Below are 615 nucleotides of genomic sequence, written 5' to 3' on the forward strand. Positions count from 1 at the left end.
TTCACCGCGTGCCTTTGTCCCGGTGACAACCATTCAAGCCAAGCGTAAATCAACTCTTCCTGACCTGGTTAAACGAATGTTTGATACCGGTGAGCTCACCCGAGTATGGATGTCGGATATTACCTACCTGCGCACCGGTGAAGGCTGGCTGTACTTATGTGCAGTCCGCGACGGCCATTCCCGCAGAGTACTGGGCTGGGCAATGGATAGCGTTCAAGACACACGCCTGGTCGAACGGGCCCTGCGGATGGCGCATACACTGCGCGGTGACGTTCCTGAAGGACTGGTGTTTCACGCTGACCGCGGAACCCAATTCACCAGCGAGAAGCTCTGGGAGGTCTGCCGCAGCCTAGGCATTGCTCAGTCTGTGGGGCGTACTGGTGTGTGCTTCGATAACGCGATGGCCGAGTCGTTCTGGTCGACGCTTAAAACCGAATTCTACGGCCGCAAGCGCTGGGCGACCCATGATGCTGCACGCGAGGCCGTTGCCTACTGGATTGAAGTCGTCTACAACCGTCGGCGCCGGCACTCCGCACTGGGGATGGTCAGCCCCGTCGACTTCGAGAACAAGTCCGGTTCAACCACCAGCAGAAAAGAAATAGCTGCCTAACCACT

Annotated in this window: 1 protein-coding gene; it reads left to right on the forward strand. The window is 57.7% G+C overall.

Features of this window, described 5'->3' with window-relative positions; translation table 11 throughout:
* Positions 1 to 610, forward strand: a 610-nt coding sequence (locus HMPREF2604_RS12135; protein WP_141746463.1) for an IS3 family transposase, incomplete at its 5' end; no start/stop codon positions are given.
* Positions 611 to 615: the final 5 nt, after the last annotated feature.

The sequence above is a fragment of the Corynebacterium sp. HMSC055A01 genome (genome assembly GCF_001809405.1).
In the GTDB taxonomy this organism is placed as follows: domain Bacteria; phylum Actinomycetota; class Actinomycetes; order Mycobacteriales; family Mycobacteriaceae; genus Corynebacterium; species Corynebacterium hesseae.